General features: G+C 67.4%; 16 protein-coding genes. 11 read left to right on the top strand and 5 right to left on the bottom strand.

The features are described from left to right. The first annotated feature begins 3 nt into the window (after positions 1-3). From ACZ2G3_RS11760 to ACZ2G3_RS11770, 3 genes are all read left to right on the top strand, one after another. Entirely contained in the window at positions 4-549 is a 546-nt protein-coding gene (locus tag ACZ2G3_RS11760; RefSeq protein WP_419270997.1) for a gamma-glutamylcyclotransferase, read from the top strand. A gap of 89 nt (positions 550-638) precedes the next feature. Continuing rightward, a complete protein-coding gene (locus ACZ2G3_RS11765; protein WP_470396194.1) occupies positions 639-1985 on the top strand; it encodes a hypothetical protein in 1347 nt (448 codons plus the stop codon). A gap of 4 nt (positions 1986-1989) precedes the next feature. Further along, entirely contained in the window at positions 1990-3657 is a 1668-nt protein-coding gene (locus ACZ2G3_RS11770; RefSeq protein WP_470396196.1) for a peptidoglycan -binding protein, read from the top strand. Here ACZ2G3_RS11770 and ACZ2G3_RS11775 read toward each other — a convergent pair. From ACZ2G3_RS11775 to ACZ2G3_RS11785, 3 genes are read right to left on the bottom strand one after another with little or no spacing between them, the layout of a single operon-like run. Further along, complete coding sequence (locus tag ACZ2G3_RS11775) at positions 3654-3992, bottom strand: DMT family transporter (RefSeq protein WP_419271003.1); 339 nt, start codon at positions 3990-3992, stop codon at positions 3654-3656. The genes ACZ2G3_RS11770 and ACZ2G3_RS11775 overlap by 4 nt on opposite strands. A gap of 21 nt (positions 3993-4013) precedes the next feature. Then, complete coding sequence (locus tag ACZ2G3_RS11780) at positions 4014-5018, bottom strand: YihY/virulence factor BrkB family protein (RefSeq protein WP_470396197.1); 1005 nt, start codon at positions 5016-5018, stop codon at positions 4014-4016. A 17-nt stretch (positions 5019-5035) separates the two neighbouring features. Then, positions 5036-5767 (bottom strand): hypothetical protein, encoded by a 732-nt coding sequence (locus ACZ2G3_RS11785; protein WP_470396199.1) that lies wholly within the window; start codon positions 5765-5767, stop codon positions 5036-5038. Positions 5768-5913: 146 nt separating this feature from the next. Between ACZ2G3_RS11785 and purB the strand changes: the two genes are divergently transcribed. The 4 genes from purB (at position 5914) to gap (ending at position 9625) form a co-directional block, all read left to right on the top strand. Next, complete coding sequence (gene purB, locus ACZ2G3_RS11790; protein WP_470396201.1) at positions 5914-7227, top strand: adenylosuccinate lyase; 1314 nt, start codon at positions 5914-5916, stop codon at positions 7225-7227. A gap of 73 nt (positions 7228-7300) precedes the next feature. Next, positions 7301-8311, top strand: coding sequence for a FliG C-terminal domain-containing protein (locus tag ACZ2G3_RS11795; RefSeq protein WP_470396203.1), 1011 nt, complete (start codon positions 7301-7303; stop codon positions 8309-8311). Between the two features lie 65 nt (positions 8312-8376). Continuing rightward, positions 8377-8520, top strand: a complete 144-nt coding sequence (locus ACZ2G3_RS11800; protein ID WP_419271013.1) for a hypothetical protein — start codon at positions 8377-8379, stop codon at positions 8518-8520. A gap of 103 nt (positions 8521-8623) precedes the next feature. Next, complete coding sequence (gap, locus tag ACZ2G3_RS11805; protein ID WP_419271015.1) at positions 8624-9625, top strand: type I glyceraldehyde-3-phosphate dehydrogenase; 1002 nt, start codon at positions 8624-8626, stop codon at positions 9623-9625. A 51-nt stretch (positions 9626-9676) separates the two neighbouring features. On the opposite strand, the gene ACZ2G3_RS11810 is transcribed toward gap, so the two are convergent. Both ACZ2G3_RS11810 and ACZ2G3_RS11815 read right to left on the bottom strand, forming a co-directional pair. Further along, complete coding sequence (locus ACZ2G3_RS11810; RefSeq protein WP_470396204.1) at positions 9677-10429, bottom strand: SDR family NAD(P)-dependent oxidoreductase; 753 nt, start codon at positions 10427-10429, stop codon at positions 9677-9679. Positions 10430-10493: 64 nt separating this feature from the next. After that, complete coding sequence (locus ACZ2G3_RS11815) at positions 10494-10793, bottom strand: antibiotic ABC transporter (RefSeq protein ID WP_419271019.1); 300 nt, start codon at positions 10791-10793, stop codon at positions 10494-10496. Between the two features lie 175 nt (positions 10794-10968). Between ACZ2G3_RS11815 and pyrC the strand changes: the two genes are divergently transcribed. From pyrC to ACZ2G3_RS11835, 4 genes are all read left to right on the top strand, one after another. Next, positions 10969-12012: a dihydroorotase gene (pyrC, locus tag ACZ2G3_RS11820; protein WP_470396206.1), complete on the top strand. Its 1044-nt coding sequence runs from the start codon at positions 10969-10971 to the stop codon at positions 12010-12012. Further along, positions 12009-12680, top strand: a complete 672-nt coding sequence (locus tag ACZ2G3_RS11825) for an orotate phosphoribosyltransferase (RefSeq protein ID WP_470396208.1) — start codon at positions 12009-12011, stop codon at positions 12678-12680. Before pyrC ends, ACZ2G3_RS11825 begins: the two co-directional genes overlap by 4 nt. A gap of 96 nt (positions 12681-12776) precedes the next feature. Continuing rightward, positions 12777-14276 carry a replicative DNA helicase gene (locus ACZ2G3_RS11830; RefSeq protein ID WP_470396210.1) on the top strand — a complete coding sequence of 500 codons (1500 nt, stop codon included), beginning with the start codon at positions 12777-12779 and terminating at the stop codon, positions 14274-14276. Beyond that, a complete protein-coding gene (locus ACZ2G3_RS11835; RefSeq protein WP_470396212.1) occupies positions 14267-14665 on the top strand; it encodes a DMT family protein in 399 nt (132 codons plus the stop codon). The genes ACZ2G3_RS11830 and ACZ2G3_RS11835 overlap by 10 nt, the downstream gene beginning before the upstream one ends. Positions 14666-14701 lie beyond the last annotated feature (36 nt).

Raw genomic sequence — 14701 nt, forward strand, 5'->3', positions numbered from 1 at the left:
AAAATGCATGATGTCGAATGGGTCTTCGGCTATGGCTCCCTGATCTGGAACCCCGGCTTCACCCCGGCTGAGACGGTTCCCGCACATCTGGGCGGCTATGCCCGCAGCTTCTGCCTGCGCTCGATCCAGCATCGCGGGACCGAGGCGCTGCCGGGCCTGGTCCTGGGGCTGGACCCCAAGGACGGGGCCTCGTGCCAAGGGCTTGCGCTGCGCATCGCCCCGCAGGACCATGATGCCGTCCTGGCCGATCTGCGCGCCCGCGAACTGGTGACCGATGCCTATCGCGAGGCGATCCTGCCGCTGGAGCTGGAGGACGGGCGGCAGGTGCAGGCGCTGGCCTATGTGATGCGGCGTGACCACTGGCAATATGCGGGCGACCTGCCGCATGACGAACAGGCCCGCATCATCGCCAGCGCCCATGGCGGCCGGGGGCCCAATGCCGAATACCTGTTCAACACCGCAGCCCACCTGACCCGCCTCGGCCTGCCCGACCAGGGGCTGGAGGCGCTGTCGCGGGCGGTCCGGACGCTGCTGGACGATCAGGACTAGGACCCGCGCCCTGCCATTCGGAACGCTTGGCAAAACAGGCCGCCCCGTCCTAAGGTTGTCTCTAAAGCTTCGAAGGGACGGGAAATTACGTGAGCGATCCGACCAATGGCCCCCGGCAGGCGCCGTCACGACTGACCCTGACGAACCGGCGCATCTCGGCCACGCGGGACCAGGCGCTGATCGGCGCCGGCGCCCCGCGCTTTTCCCAGCCCGTGCGGCAGATCGTTCTGATGCTGATCGTGCTGGGCCTGGTCCTGGCGGGCGGATGGTTCGCCTATGGCCGCATCCTGCCGATCTTCATGGCCAACCGCTGGCTGAACGGCCTGATCCTGGCGGTCTTCGCCATCGGGGTGCTGGCCTGTTTCTGGCAGGTGGCGCAACTGGTCCGATCGGTCAGCTGGATCGAGCGTTTCGCCGCCCGCCGCCGCAATGCGGAACGGACCAGCACGCCCCAGGATGACCAGGCGCCACGGCTGCTGGCGCCTTTGGCCAGCCTCTTGGGCGCGCGCGGGCCGTCGGGGGGCGTGATCTCGGCGGGATCGGCACGTTCGATCCTCGATTCGGTTGCGACCCGCATCGACGAACTGCGCGACATCACAAGATACCTGGCCAACCTGCTGATCTTCCTGGGCCTCTTGGGCACCTTCTACGGGCTTGCCACGACCGTTCCGGCGGTGGTCGAAACCATCCGCGCCCTGGCCCCGCAGGACGGCGAGACCGGCCTCGACGTCTTCGAAAAGCTGATGACCGGGCTGGAGGCGCAACTGGGCGGCATGGCGACGGCCTTTTCCTCGTCGCTGCTGGGTCTGGCGGGATCGCTGGTCGTGGGCCTGCTGGAGCTGTTCGTGACCCACGGCCAGAACCGCTTCTATCGCGAACTGGAAGAATGGATGTCGGGCTTCACCCGCATCAGCATCGCCGCGGGCGAGGGCGACGGCGTGGACCAGGCCGCATTGGCGGGCTTCCTGGAACAGATGGCCGGCCAGATGGACCGGCTGCAAAGCTATCATGCCGAACGTGATGGAATGCGCGAGGAAGCGGCCCTGATGGCCGATGAACGCGTCGTGGTCATGGCGCAGGCGATCGAGGCGCTGGTCCAGCAGGCCGAAACCGACCAAGCGGCGACCGACGGCCGCGCCATGCAGCTGACCCAAGCCCTGGGACGCCTGGCCGACGGTCAGGACCAGCTTCTGGCCGAGACGCGCCGCCTGCGCGAGGCGGCCCCCGCCCCTGCCCATGCCCCGGACCTGTCGCGGATCGAAACCGCCCTGAAGCAGCTGGGCAGCGACCTGAACGAGGGCCGGGACGAGATGCTGTGCGAGCTGCGTTCGGACATCCTGGTGCTGACCCGCGCGGTGCGGGCGGCGCGGTTCGGCGATCCCTTTCCGGATGACAGGCTGCCGCCCGACCCCATGATCCATCGCGGAGAGGGCTAGGGCGATGCGGCTGGCGCGCGGGTCATCGGCACAGCGTTTTTCCTCGACCATCTGGCCGGGCTTCGTCGATGCGATGACGGCCCTGCTGATGGTGCTGATGTTCGTGCTGACCATCTTCATGGTGGTTCAGTCGGTGCTGCGCGAACAGATCACCACCCAGGACGACACGATCAGCGACCAGACGCGCCAGATCTCTCGCCAGCAGCAGCAGCTGGACAGGCTGGGCCAGCAGGTCGCCTCGCTCGGTCAGGCGCTGACTGCCTCGGAAGAGCGCGAGGCGGACCTGTCCCGCAACCTGGCCACCGAGGCGGAACGCGCCGCCGAAGCCGAGGCCCAGGCACGCGACCGGGCCGCCCAGATCACCCGGCTGAGCACCCAGCTGGAACAGGGGCGCGCGGATCTGGCAAATGCCCGCACCCGGCTGACCGATTTCGAGGCCGAGGTGGCGACGCTGCTGGCCGCGCAGGCCCTTGACCGCAGGCGGGTCGACGAGTTGCAGACCGAACTGGCCCAGACCGAGGAGCGTGCCTCGGCCGCCGAACTGGCCGTGGCGGCCGCGCGCAGCGAAACCGACGCCCAGGCCGAGGCCGCCCGGCTGGCCGCCGCCCGCCGCGACGCCCTGGAGGCGCTGACGGCCGAACTGCGGGCGCGCGTCTCTGCGACCGAGGGTGAACTGGCCCAAGCCGAGAGCCGGCTTGGCGACGCCGAGGAGGCCCGTCTGGCCGAGGCCGAAGCCGCGCGCCTGCTGCGGGAACGGCTGGAAACCGCGGATACCGAGCTGACGGCCATGACCCTGGCACTGGAAGAACAGCGGCGCGAGGCCGAGGAGACCCTGACGCTGCTGGCCGCGGCCAATGCGGCCCGCGACGAGGCGCAGCAGCAGGCCGAACGTCAGCTGACCGAGGCCCAGCGGCAGGCCGCGCTGCTGTCGGTCGCACAGGAACAGCTGGCCCAGCAGGAGGGGCTGGCCGAGGACGGCCAGCGCCGCGTGGCCCTGTTGAACGAACAGGTGGCGCAGCTGACCGCGCAGCTGGGGTCGCTGCAGGCGCTGCTGGATGTGGCGGGCGACGAGCAGGCCGAGGCCGAGTTGCGGGTGGCCGATCTGGGCCAGCAGCTGAACGCCGCCCTTGTCCGCGCCGCCGAGGAAACCCGCGCCCGCCTGGCGCTGGAGGAGGACGCCCGGTCCCGCGCCGAGGCGGAGGCGCAGGATCTGGCCCGCTATCGGTCCGAATTCTTCGGGCGCCTGTCCCAGATCCTGTCGGGCCGCGAGGGCGTGCAGGTCGTGGGCGACCGCTTTGTCCTGCAGTCCGAGGTCCTTTTCGATCCCGGCGAGGCGACCCTGTCCGCAGCCGGCCGCGAGCAGATCGGCCGCGTCGCCCAGTTGCTGATGGACATCTCGGACGAGATCCCGCCCGAGATCGACTGGATCATCCGCGTCGACGGCCATACCGATAACCTGCCGCTGTCGGGTGCAGGGCGCTATCGCGACAACTGGGAACTGAGCCAAGGGCGCGCCTTGGCGGTGGTGCGGCTCTTGACGGACCAGCTGGGCTTTCCGGCCAACCGGCTGGCCGCCACCGGCTTTGCCGACACGCGCCCGGTGGCAGGTCAGGACACCCCCGAGGGCCGGGCCCAGAACCGGCGGATCGAACTGAAGCTGACCGAGCGCTAGTGCCCGACCGTCTTGGAAAAGACGTTGATCAGTACGACGCCCGCCACGATCAGCACCAGCCCGCCCACGGCCGGCAGGTCCAGCCGCTGGCCGAATACGACAAGCCCGACCATCGCCACCAGCGCCACGCCGCAGGCGCTCCAGATCGCATAGGCCACGCCCAGGGGCAGCACCTTCAGGCTGACCGACAGCAGGTAGAAGCTGAGCAGATAGCAGAAGGCCATCAGCAGCGTCGGACCCATCCGGGTGAACTGCTGCGAGCGCTGCAGCATCGTGGTGCCAAGAACCTCCAAGGCGATCGCGGCCAGCAGGGGAACATAAGGAGAGACGATCATGCGGGTTTCCTGCAGCGCGGATCAGGTCTTGGGAACAGCAAGGCCGGCCATCCGCTTCATGTGACGCTCCAGCTCGGAATTGATCTCGGCTCCGACCAGGACGATCATCGCATTCAACCAGAGCCAGGTCATGAGCGCAATCACTGCCCCCAGCGAACCGTAGGTCTCGTTGTAATTGCCGAAGCTGGCCGCGTACCAAGAAAACAGCATCGAGGTGATGACCAGCACCACGGCCGCAAAAACCGCCCCGGGGGATATCCAGCGCCAGCGCGAATAGGGCGCGGCGGGCCCCCAGCGATAGACGGCCGCCAGCGCCAGCACCAGGACCGCGAACATGATGGGCCAGCGGATCAGGGTGACCAGCAGCTCGCTGCCCCAATCCACCGGCAGCATCTGCAGCATGAGGGGCACGACGGCGATCACCCCCAGCATCAGCGCGATGATGACCAGCCCGCTGAGCGTGAAGATCATCGCCACCAGGTTCAGCCGGACAAAGCTGCGGGTTTCGCGCTGGAAGAAGGCGACGTTCAGCGCCGAAAGCAGCGCCTTCATCCCGCCATTGGCCGACCAAAACGCCACCAGCAGCGCCACCACGCCGGCCACCGACAGCGCCCCGGTGGAGGCCGAGGCGATGGAGACGACCTGATCGCGGATGATCTGCAGCGACCCTTCCGGCAGCAGGTCGTCCAGCAGCGCCAGATGCGCCTCGATGGTCGCCGGATCGGCATAAAGCCCATAAAGCGACACAAAGGCCGTGATCGCCGGGAACAGCGACAGGAGACCAAAGAAGGTCACGCCCCCTGCGACCGAGGTGACGCGGTCCACGCCGATCTGCCCGATCGTCGATTTGGCCACGGCCAGCCAGTCCCGGCGGGTCAGGTCCCTCAGGCGGCCCGGTGCGGGAACCTCCCCCGGCGGCACCTTGGGCGTCGCGGTCGGATCTTCCGGCGTCAGGCCGAACCTGAGACGCTTCTGGTCGTCAAGGGGATCGAACAGCGCCTCGAGAACGCCGGGGTGCTTCTTCATGCGCCTGCCTTTCGCTGTCACAGACGATGGGTGCGGATCCTGTCCTGCGGCGTCTCGGGATTGCCCGGGGCGGGCTTGGCGGGGGGCGTTGCGGGACCCTCCGCTCCGCCGCCGATCACCGCGCGCAACTGGTCGGCGGCGGTGGCGAAGTCGCCCACGATGGCATTGGCCTGCTGCGAGACGCCGCGGAAGGCGTTGAAGGCCGTGGTCAGCGATTGCGCCACGCCGTTCAGCCCCTCGGACAGCTCGTTGGCGGTCTTGGTCAGATCCTGGGCAAAGTTGCCCCGGCGCGGACGGCTGCGGCTGGCCTCGACGCGCAACAGCGCCTTGGTCTGGCTGTCCTCGCGGGCCTGCTCGCGGACGCGGCGGCGCATGGCCTCGCGCTCGTTCTCGTCCAGTTCGGCAAAGCGGGGCGCGACGGGTGCGGGACCTCGCCGGCGGGGCGCGCGTTCGGGTTCATCGGCCCCCACCAGCTTGCGTGCCGCAATGGCGGTCGCGGCCGTCAGGCCCGCGATGCCAAGCGCCACGCCACTCCAGACGATGGCCTTGCTGGTCAGCGTGGGCCTGGGCCAGGCACGGCGGCCGTCGGGGGACACATGGCCGGAGGGAGGGATCCGGCTGGACACCATCTTGCGGTGCGCCGACTGGCTGGCGGGATGGTGCCCCTCGGGGACCGGGCGGGGGCCAAAGCGCGTCTGGCTGGTGCGGTCGGCGTCGGTCTGGTCGGGATGGGGGTCTTGGGGGCGCATGGCAAACTCCGGCTCGGCTGGCTTCCTGTTGCAGGATCAACCCCCTGCCAGAGACGAATGTTCCGTCCCTCCCCACCGGATCGTGATGAAAACTTGCCCCGGGGGCAGGTCCCGGCTATGCCCGCGCCAACCGAAAGGAGCCCTCCATGATCCCGCGTTACGCCCGCCCCGAAATGGTCGCCATCTGGTCGCCCGAGACCAAGTTCAAGATCTGGTACGAGATCGAGGCCCATGCCTGCGATGCGCAGGCCGACCTGGGCGTGATCCCGCGCGAGAATGCCGAGGCCGTCTGGAAGGCCCGCGACGTGGAATTCGACGTGGCCCGCATCGACGAGATCGAGGCCGTCACCAAGCATGACGTGATCGCCTTCCTGACCCACCTGGCCGAGCATGTCGGCAGCGACCAAGCCCGCTTCGTCCACCAAGGCATGACCTCCAGCGACGTTCTGGACACGACGCTGAACATCCAGCTGGTGCGCGCCGCCGACATCCTGCTGGCCGACATGGACCGGGTCCTGGCCGCGCTGAAGACCCGCGCCTTTGAGCACAAGGACACGGTCCGCATCGGCCGCAGCCACGGCATCCATGCCGAACCGACCACAATGGGCCTGACCTTCGCGCGCTTCTATGCGGAAATGGCCCGCGGCCGCGCCCGCTTGCAGGCCGCCCGGCACGAGGTCGCCACCGGGGCGATCAGCGGTGCGGTGGGCACATTCGCCAATATCGATCCGGCGGTCGAGGAGCATGTCTGCGCCAAGCTGGGCCTGCGCCCCGAGCCGATCAGCACGCAGGTCATCCCGCGCGACCGCCATGCCATGTTCTTCGCCGTTCTGGGCGTCATCGCCTCCAGCATCGAGAACATCGCCATCGAGATCCGCCACATGCAGCGGACCGAGGTTCTGGAGGCCGAGGAGTTCTTCAGCCCCGGCCAGAAGGGGTCGTCGGCCATGCCGCACAAGCGCAACCCGGTTCTGACCGAGAACCTGACCGGCCTTGCGCGCCTGGTGCGCATGGCCGTGGTTCCCGCGATGGAGAACGTGGCGCTGTGGCACGAACGCGACATCAGCCATTCCTCGGTCGAGCGCGGGATCGCGCCCGATGCCACGATCACGCTGGACTTTGCGCTGAACCGCTTGGCGGGGGTGGTCGAAAAGCTGGTGATCTATCCCGACAACATGCTGGCGAACATGAACAAGTTCCGTGGGCTGGTCATGTCGCAGCGGGTGCTTCTGGCGCTGACCCAGGCCGGTGTCAGCCGCGAGGATGCCTATCGCCTGGTCCAGCGCAACGCGATGCGGGTCTGGGAACAGGGCGCCGACTTCAAGACCGAGCTCTTGGCCGATGCCGAGGTGACCGCCGCCCTGAGCCCCGCCGAGATCGAGGAAAAGTTCGACCTGGCCTATCACACCAAGCATGTCGATACGATCTTCCGCCGTGTTTTCGACGCGACGCCGCTGTAAGGGCGCGCGCGTCAACCTTGCGTTAGGGTTGTTGTGCCAGATTGCCCCTGACCGAAGGTGACGGAGGCGGCGGATGACGACCCAGATCGGCTTGAGCCAGCGGCAGAAGGCGGCGGTGATCGTGCGCCTTCTGCTGGACGATGACGATGCGGGCGGGCTTGAACGGCTGAACATCGAAAGCCAGACCCTGCTTGCGCAGGAGATGGCGGGGATGGAGCTGATCGACCGCCAGACCCGCGACGCGGTGATCCATGAATTCTGCGACCGGCTGGAAGCCGTCGGCGTCACCTTTCCGGGCGATCTAGACGGCACGCTGGCGATCCTGGGCGCCCGCATCTCGGACGACAGCAGCGACCAGCTGCGGCAGGCGGCGGCGATCGCCGGCCGATCGGACCCCTGGGCGCGGATCGCCGGGCTGCCGCAGACCAGCCTGTCGGCGCTGGCCAATGCCGAGTCGATCGAACTGGTGGCCCTGATGCTGTCCAAGCTGCCGGTCGAGGCCGCGTCGGAAACCTTCATCGCCATGCCCCGCGACCGCGCCCGGCTGGTGGCGCAGGCCATGTCCATGACCTCGGGCGTGACGCCCGCCGCACTCAAGCGCGTGGGGCTGGTACTGCTGCAGGCGGCCGAGGCCCTGCCCAGGCCCGCCATCGCCACCCCGGCCGCCGACCGCATGGGCGCGATCCTGAACTTTGCGACCGCCGATCTGCGCGACGACGTTCTGGAGGCGCTGGACCAGCGTGACACGGAATTCGCCGAAGGCGTCCGCAAGGCGATCTTCATCTTTGCCCATATCCCTGCGCGGATCGAGCCGCGCGAGGTGCCGCGCCTGGTGCGCGAGGTTGATCAGGCGGTGCTGGTGCGGGCGCTGGCCGCCCCCGACGAGGCGGATGCCGCGGCGGCCGAGTTCATCCTGGCGAACCTCTCTCAGCGCATGGCCGACGGGCTGCGCGAAGAGCGCGAGGCCTTGGGCCGGGTGCGCGCCAAGGATGTCGAGGCGGCGCTGACCGAAGTGGTCGGGGCCATCCGACGGCTGCAGGAAAGCGGCCAGATCACCCTGAAGATGCCGCAGGACGAGGACTAGTCCTGCGCGCATCCCCTTGCCCCTGCCGTGGCCCCGCGCGATAACCCGGCCACCCGGAGGCGCCGATGACCAACCAGATCGCCATAGCCCTGCTGATCCTGATCGCGGCTGCCTTTCTTGTGGACCAGGTCTGGCTCGATGGTGCGCTGCCGCTGATGGCCGCCAGGACCATCGACCAGTTCATCGAATATCTCAGCTTCTGGCGCTGATCGCCCTTTGCCGCAGTTAGCGCATGACAGCAGTTCGGCGTTTGCATCGCCCCTGCGGCCACGCTAGAGGGGGGCAACCGTCACCTGCTCAAGAGGGGTACCCATGGCAGTCAAGGTCGCCATCAACGGCTTCGGCCGGATCGGTCGCAACGTCCTGCGCGCAATCATCGAATCCGGTCGCACCGACATCGAGGTCGTCGCCATCAACGACCTGGGCCCGGTCGAGACCAACGCGCATCTGCTGCGCTATGACAGCGTCCACGGCCGCTTTCCGGCCAAGGTGACCGTGTCTGGCGACTCGATCGACGTGGGCCGCGGCCCGATCAAGGTCACTGCGATCCGCAACCCGGCCGAACTGCCCTGGGGCGATGTCGACGTCATCATGGAATGCACCGGCCTCTTCACCTCCAAGGAAAAGGTCCAGCCGCACCTGTCGACCGGTGCCAAGCGCGTGCTGATTTCGGCCCCCGGCGACGGCGCGGACAAGACCATTGTCTATGGCGTGAACCACGACACGCTGACCAAGGACGACTTGGTCGTGTCGAACGCCAGCTGCACCACCAACTGCCTGTCGCCGGTGGCCAAGGTCCTGAACGACACGATCGGCATCGATCGCGGCTTCATGACCACGATCCACAGCTATACCGGCGACCAGCCGACGCTGGACACGATGCACAAGGACCTGTATCGCGCCCGCGCCGCGGCGCTGTCGATGATTCCGACTTCGACCGGGGCCGCCAAGGCCGTGGGCCTGGTGCTGCCGGAACTGAAGGGCAAGCTGGACGGCGTCGCGATCCGCGTGCCGACGCCCAATGTCTCGGTCGTGGACCTGACCTTCGAAGCCAGCCGCGACACCTCGGTCGAGGAAATCAACCAGGCGATCAAGGCAGCCGCAGATGGCCCGCTGAAGGGCGTGCTGGGCTATACCGAGGAGCAGCTGGTCTCGACCGACTTCAACCACGACCCGCATTCGTCGATCTTCCACATGGACCAGACCAAGGTCATGGAAGGCCGCATGGTCCGCATCCTGACCTGGTACGACAATGAATGGGGCTTCTCGAACCGCATGTCGGACACGGCCGTCGCCATGGGCAAGTTGATCTGAACAACGGACAGATTACACGGAAACGGCGGGGCAATGCCCCGCCGTTTTCCTTCATTCGGCATAGATCATCCGCACGCTCATCCCGCCATCGACAACGAACCGCTGGCCGGTGACAAACCCCGCCTCGTCCGAGGCAAGCCAAGCCACCAAGCCGGCGATATCTTCGGGACGGCCGACACGGCCCACGGGATGCTGGTTGCGGTCCTGGTCCGAGTGCTGGGACTCACGGCGCTCCGACCGCTTCTGCCAAGGGCCGGTCTCGATCCAGCCCGGCAGGATGCTGTTCACGCGGATCTGCGGCCCAAGGCTGACCGCCAAGGCATGGGTCAGCGCGACCAGCGCCCCTTTGGCAGCCGCATAGGCTTCGGTGTCGGGTTCGGATTGCTGGGCGCGGGTCGAGGCCATCGTGACGATGCTGCCCTGTCCTCTCCGCAGCAAGGGCACCGCCGCGCGGATGCAGAGGAACGCCCCCGTCACATGGCTGTCCTGCCAGCGGCGCCAGTCCCGAAGCGACAGATCCTCGATCGGACCGCTGACAGGGTCGGCCAGACCGGCATTTGAAACCAGAAGGTCCAAGGGCGCCCCGTCCAGCCATCCGAAAACCGCCTCGAAAGCCTGCGCGACCTGCTCTTCGCAGCCCACATCCACCTGTTGCGCCAGCAGACCCGGGTCCTCTGCCTGCAATTCGTCCAGCGCCTCGGCATCCAGGTCAAAGACGGCAACGCGCCAGCCATCGGCGCGCAGCCTTTGAACGATGCCCTTGCCGATGCCTTGGGCGCCGCCGGTGATCAAAGCCGTTTTCATCAGGTTCCCCGTATGATCGTGAAGCACCGGCCTCAACGGGATCGACGGGAGCCGCGTTCCGGCCTCAGGTGGGTCGGGCTGCCGAAAGCCGCCGCGAATTGGCACGCGTCCGCTTGCCATAGGGTCGCATGGCGGCCGACATCACGCGTTCGGGGCTGTGGCCGCGCATGCCGGCGCTGGCCATCGCAAAGAACGATTCGGACACGGCGGCCTGCTTTTCGGCCACCATCATGAAGGGTTCGCCCGGAGACTGGGCCATGAACCCCATCATTCCCGCAAGGCGCAGCCCGATCACCATCTGGGATTCGATCGCCATGCGGCTGAACTGGGTGATGAGGCGGACCTGCGCAGCGGGAAGGATCATCGGCAGCATCGGGTTCATTGCAGGTCTTTCTTGAACGTGCCGGCGCGATATCCGCGCGGCCTTGTCATTTTGCGCCTCGCGGCACCTTGGGACAACCGCCACCTTCGGACAGGGTTCCCGGATTCTTGCCGCAGCCGCTTGGCAAGCGGGCGGTGCCATGTATAGAGGCGGGATCATGACACAGACGCTGACCCTCCGCCGCCCGGACGACTGGCACCTTCATCTGCGCGACGGCGCGATGCTGACAGCCGTCGCGCCGCATTCCGCAGGCTTCGGCCGTGCGATCATCATGCCGAACCTTGTGCCGCCGGTCGTGACCGGCGCGCAGGCCGCCGCCTATCGCGACCGCATCCGCGCCGCCCTGCCCGCAGGCGCGGCGCTGGATCCGCAGATGACGCTGTATCTGACCGATGCGACGGAGGCCGCCGATGTGGTGGGCGCCTTCCAGGGCGGCATCATCCGCGCGGTCAAGCTGTATCCGGCCGGGGCCACGACCAACAGCGCCTCGGGCGTGACCGATTTCGACCGCGTCCAGCCGGTGCTGGAAGCGATGGCCAAGGCGGGCGTCACCCTCTGCGTCCACGGAGAGGTCACCGACCCTGCCGTCGACATCTTCGACCGCGAGGCCGTCTTCATCGACACCGTCCTGGACCCGCTGCGCCGCCGCACGCCGGGTCTGCGCGTGGTGATGGAACATATCACCACGTCCCAAGGCGTCGATTACGCCCGTGCCGGCGGCGACGACCTGGCCGCGACGATCACCACGCATCACCTGGTCATCAACCGCAACGCCATCCTGGCGGGGGGCATCCGGCCGCACTACTACTGCCTGCCGGTGGCAAAGCGCGAATCCCACCGCCTGGCGCTGCGCGAGGCTGCGACCAGCGGCGATGCGCGGTTCTTTCTGGGCACCGACAGCGCGCCGCATACGGACGCAGCCAAGCTGCAGCCCTGCGGCTGCGCGGGCTGCTTCACCGCGCCGAACACCATGTCGATCCTGGCCCAGGTCTTCGAGGACGAGGGCGCGCTGGACCGGCTGGAGGCGTTCACCGCGCTGAACGGCGCGGCTTTCTATCGCATGGCCCCGAACGACGACCGCATCACCCTGACCCGCCGCGACACGCCTGCCGCATATCCCGCGCAGATCGCCGCGGGGGATGAGGTCGTCACCGTCTTCGACCCCGGCTTTCCGCTCTACTGGCACCTGGAGGACAAATGAGCCTGACCTTCCCCGGGCGCGAGGAAATCGCCCGCCTGACCGCCCGGATGCTGCTGGAGATCAAGGCCGTCGACTTCAACGCGGCCCAGCCCTTCACCTATGCGTCCGGCCTGAAAGGCCCGACCTATGTCGATTGCCGCCGCATCATCAGCTTTCCGCGTGTCCGCGCCACCCTGATGGACTTCATGGCCGCGACGGTCATGCGCGACGCAGGCTTCGAGGCCTTCGACAATGTCGCGGGCGGTGAGACCGCGGGCATCCCCTTCGGCGCGCTGGTCGCCGAACGCTTGGGCCTGCCGATGACCTATGTGCGCAAAAAGCCCAAGGGTTACGGCCGCAACGCCCGGATCGAGGGCGTGATGACCGAGGGCCAGCGGGTCCTGCTGGTCGAGGATCTGACCACCGACGGCGGCAGCAAGCTGTCCTTCGTCGATGCGATCCGCGAGACGGGCGCCGACTGCGCCCATACGGCGGTGATCTTCTACTACGGCATCTTTCCGGAAACGACGCAGCGGCTGGCCGATCACGGCGTGACGCTGCATCACCTCTGCACCTGGTGGGACGTCCTGGCTGAGGCCCGGGCGCAGGGGTCCTTTGACGAGGCCACCCTGGCCGAGGTCGAGGCCTTCCTGACCGACCCGCGTGCCTGGCAGGCGGCGAACGGCTGATCCGGGGTTATCCCCAACATTCTGCGGCCGGCCCGATGACGCGGCCGGCCGCTTCGGTTTAATCTGGACCGCAACCAACAAGGGGCGAAGCAGACCATGAGCACCCTCACCGTCACCAGCACGCGCTTCATCGTTCCCGGACAGGCCGAGGAGGACGCCAAGCAGGCCGTCCCCTATTCGCTGGAGGCCGAGCAGCAGCTGCTGGGCGCGCTGCTGACCAACAACGACGTCTTCGACCGGGTCAGCCAGATCATCAAGTCGGACCACTTCTATCACCCCGTGCATTCGCGCATCTTCGACATCTGCGCCGAGCGCATCCGCAAGAACGCGCTGGCCAGCCCCGTCACGATCAAGGCCTTCCTGGAGAACGACGAGGGGCTGAAGGAGCTGGGCGGACCGGCCTATCTGGCGCGCATGGCCGCGGCGGCGATCAGCGCCTATGCCGCGCGCGACTATGCCCAGATGATCCGCGAATTCGCCCTGCGGCGCGAGCTGATGCAGCTGGGCCAGGACATCGCCGCCCGCGCCCAGTCGGTCGAGGTCGGCGACGATGCCGAGGAGCAGATCAAGGCCGCGGAACAGACGCTCTACAAGCTGGGCGAGGCCGGGGTGGCCGAACGCGGCTTCCAGTCGTTCCTCAAGGCCGTGACGGGTGCCGTGCAGGCTGCCAACGCCGCCTATCAGCGCGACGGCAAGCTGTCAGGGATCTCGACCGGGCTGATCGACCTGGACGGCAAGATGGGCGGGTTGAACAATTCGGACCTGATCATCCTGGCCGGGCGCCCGTCGATGGGCAAGACCTCGCTGGCCACCAACATCGCCTTCAACATCGCCAAGGCGCACAAGATGGGTGAAAAGCCCGACGGCACCCAAGGCTCGGTCGAAGGCGGGGTGGTGGGCTTCTTCAGCCTGGAGATGTCGGCCGAACAGCTGGCCGCCCGGATCCTGTCCGAGGCCGCCGAGGTGCCAAGCGAACGCATCCGCTCGGGCAACATGGACGAGGCCGAGTTCCGCCGCTTTGTCGAGGCCGCGCATGCGCTGCAGAACTGCCCGCTCTATATCGATGACACCCCTGCCCTGCCCATCAACCAGCTGGCCGCCCGCGCGCGCAAGCTGAAGCGGACGCATGGTCTGGACGTGCTGATGGTGGACTATCTGCAGCTGCTGAAGGCCGCGACCGCCAAGGACAGCCGCGTGAACGAGGTCAGCGAGATCACCCAAGGGCTCAAGGCCGTCGCCAAGGAACTGAATATCCCCGTCATCGCCCTGTCGCAGCTGTCGCGCCAGGTGGAGAACCGCGAGGACAAGCGCCCGCAGCTGTCCGACCTGCGCGAATCCGGCTCGATCGAGCAGGACGCCGACATCGTGATGTTCGTCTTCCGCGAGGAATACTACAAGGAACGCGAAAAGCCCTCGGACAGCGACCTCGATGCCATGGCCAAGTGGCAGCAGGTCATGGAGAACGTCCACGGCAAGGCCGAGGTCATCCTGGGCAAGCAGCGCCACGGCCCGATTGGCACGGTGGAGCTGGCCTTCGAAGGGCAGTTCACCCGCTTTGGCAACCTTGCGCGGGATCGTCAGACGCAATGGGAATAGGCCTGCCGGTCCCGGCGGCCACCGTCGGGCTGCTTCTGGCGTCGAATATCTTCATGACCGTCGCCTGGTACGGTCATCTGAAGTTCAAGACGGCGCCCCTGGTGACGGTGATCTTCGTCAGCTGGGGGATCGCCTTTTTCGAATATGTGCTGCAGGTGCCCGCCAACCGCATCGGCCACGGGCATTTCAGCGCCGCACAGCTGAAGACCATCCAGGAGGTGATCAGCCTGTCGGTCTTTGCGATCTTCTCCTGGGCCTATCTGGGTGAAAGGATCGGCTGGCAGCACGGCATCGGGTTTTCGCTGATCTGCCTGGGCGCCTGGTTCATCTTCCACGATTTTCGGCTGACCCTCACGCCGGATCTGGCCTTGGACGCGCGGCCGGTCTAGAAGCGCATCCGGAACTGCACGACGTGCAACTCCGGC

The organism is Paracoccus sp. KKT209, from assembly GCF_055635455.1.